The 2478-nt window shown below is 70.9% G+C and carries 2 protein-coding genes; both read left to right on the top strand.

The genetic code is table 11. The features are described from left to right. Positions 1-440: plasmid transfer protein TraA (gene traA / locus ACZ4Z1_RS42005; protein WP_468491991.1), on the top strand; the 440-nt coding region annotated here is incomplete at its 5' end. Between the two features lie 4 nt (positions 441-444). After that, positions 445-2448: a plasmid transfer protein TraB gene (locus ACZ4Z1_RS42000; RefSeq protein WP_468491990.1), complete on the top strand. Its 2004-nt coding sequence runs from the start codon at positions 445-447 to the stop codon at positions 2446-2448. Positions 2449-2478 lie beyond the last annotated feature (30 nt).

Raw genomic sequence — 2478 nt, 5'->3', positions numbered from 1 at the left:
CCAAGAGCCGCACGAAGGAATACCACGTCCACATCGACAACCGGCGCGGGACAACGGCCCCGTCCGGCGGGGGCGAGCAGTGGAGCCGTCAGCAGGGCATCGGGGACATCGAGGTGCTGTCCGCGTCGGGCCTGCGGGCGCTGTGCGAGCGGGGCCGGCGCGTGCTGCGCACCGCGAGCAACGACATCGCTTTCGCCGAGGAGACCCTGCGCAAGGCTCTGCGCCAGGTGCCACCGCCCCCCGGGGAGGGGCGGTCCGCAGCATGGGTGCGCGCCAACAAGGTGGCTCGCCATCTGAAGCGGGCCAAGAACGCGGCGCAGGCCGGATCGGCCCACATGGCCGCCACGTGGATCACCTACACGCGGGAGTACGAGCCGGAGCTGAACCAGTTCGGCGGACCGCGGTCCCAGCGCCGCCGGTCCATGGACTTCGGGGCGTGAGGCGATGGCGCAGCAGCAGGCCACCGAGGTTCCGCAGGGCAGCAGCAAGATGCCCGCGCTCCTGACCTTCCTCAACCGCAAGGTCATTCCGCACACGCCGCCGTTCGCGGTGTGGCTGGCCGAGTGGCCGGTCGCCGCCCTGGCCCACCTGCAGTGGGGCGGCTCGGCGACCGCATCGGCCTTCCTGTCGCTGGCCTCCGCCGGACTGACCTGGCACACCTGGTACGTCGGGCGGGATGCCAAGAAGCAGCGGCAGACGCAGGCCGCCGTCACGGTCGGCGCCGCGACCGGCTGGTTCACCGCGGCCACGATCGCCGGGGCCACCGATCCGACGCTGGTCAACGCGTGGCTGATGGGCGGCCCGGCCCTCGCCCTCGCCTGGTCGATCAAGATGACGATGCGCATCAACCCGGATAAGGCCGCGTCCGATGAAGGGGGCGAGGAGAAGGGACTGTTCGCGAAGATCGGCCTGGCCCGCGCACGGGCCAAGGAGATCAAGGTGGCGCCCAACAAGGTCACCGTGCCCGTCGAACTGGACCGCGGCAAGCAGACCCACGAGGACGCCCAGAAGGCAGCCAAGAGCCTCGCCGGTGCGCTCGCCGTTCCCTCGAACGCGGTCCGCTGGAATGGCGATCCCGAAGACGCAGGCCAGGGCGAGTTCATCATCGTGCCCGAGGACATGCTGAAGACTCCCACGCCCTGGCCGGGCCCGTCCGCGCCCGGCGGCAGCATCGCGGACGCCCCGGTCCTCCCCGGCATCTACGAGGACGGGCCGCCGGCGGTGATCTGGTTCAACGGCGACGAGGAACTGGGCCGCAACGCCGGCCACTGGCAGTTCATGGGCATGACCGGCGCCGGCAAGTCCCAGGGCGGCCGGGTGGTCCTCACCGACCTCATGACCAGGCGTGATGTTGCCATCGTCGCGTGCGACCCCTCCAAGGGGGTGCAGACCTTCGGCCCGATCCTCGCCGGTATCGACTGGGCGGCGTTCACGCTCGCGGAGTGCCGCCAGGTCATCGCCACCCTCCCCGCCGTCATCACCGCTCGCGCTAACGAGCTGGGCAAACACGGCTACGACCAGTGGACGCCCGAAGCCGGCGAGAAGCTCGGCATGCCCTACATCGTCGTGTGGTTCGAGGAGGTCGCCAAGCTTTTCCGCGAGGGCGCCGACGTGCTGCCCGTCGTGCAGGAGGCCCGGTCGGCGGGGGTGAGCTGCGTGTTCTCCCTGCAGCGCTCCAGCCACACCGTAATGGACACCGACGTGCGCGCCAACATCGGGGGAGGCGCCGCCTTCGGCGTGAACTCGGCCGTCGATGCAGGGTTCGTGCTCTCCGACGACGCCATCGACGCCGGTGCGCGGCCCGAGCAGTGGAAGAACCTCAAGCCCGGCTACTGCTACGTCGAAGGCCCCGGCATCCCCGAGGACCGCTTCGCCACCCCCGTGCGCACCTACCTGCTCGACAAGGACGATGCGGCCCGGACCGTCGCCGCCTACAGCAGCGTCCGCTTCAAGGGTCTCGGGCCCGTCACCGAGCAGGCGGCCGGCCTGGCCTACGCCAATCGGACTCGCTATGCCGACGTCGGCGCCGTCGCCGCGGCCCACGGTGCCGCGGCTGCCGACGAGTCCGATCCGGGGCTGGGGCCGGAGGACGAAGCGCTGTGGGGCGAGGGCGAGGAGGCTGCCGTGGCCCGGCGCATCGACATCGAACAGGAGCTGCCGCCGCACACCGGCCGCGACTGGCACTTCGGTGAGCAGCAGCGCGACACCAAGACGCGTGAGCAGGCGCTGGCCGCCCTGCATGAGGTGCTGGCCGAGTTCGCGGCGCGCGGCCAGCTGGAGTTCGGGCCGAAGGATCTGACGCCGGAGCTGCCACGGATCGGCAAGACCTCCTCATGGGTGCGGCGCGAGCTTCCCAAGCTCGTGGCGCAGGGCATCCTCGCCGACACCGACGAGGGGGGCGTGTACCGCATCGTCAAGACCCTCACCGGAGCCGGAACAGGCACCTGACCTGCTGGAACAGCATGGAACAGCGGCGGA

It is taken from the genome of Streptomyces sp. NPDC030165, assembly GCF_055573595.1.
The sequence above is the reverse complement of the archived record's forward strand: the minus strand, read 5'-3'. Positions and strand labels throughout refer to the sequence as shown.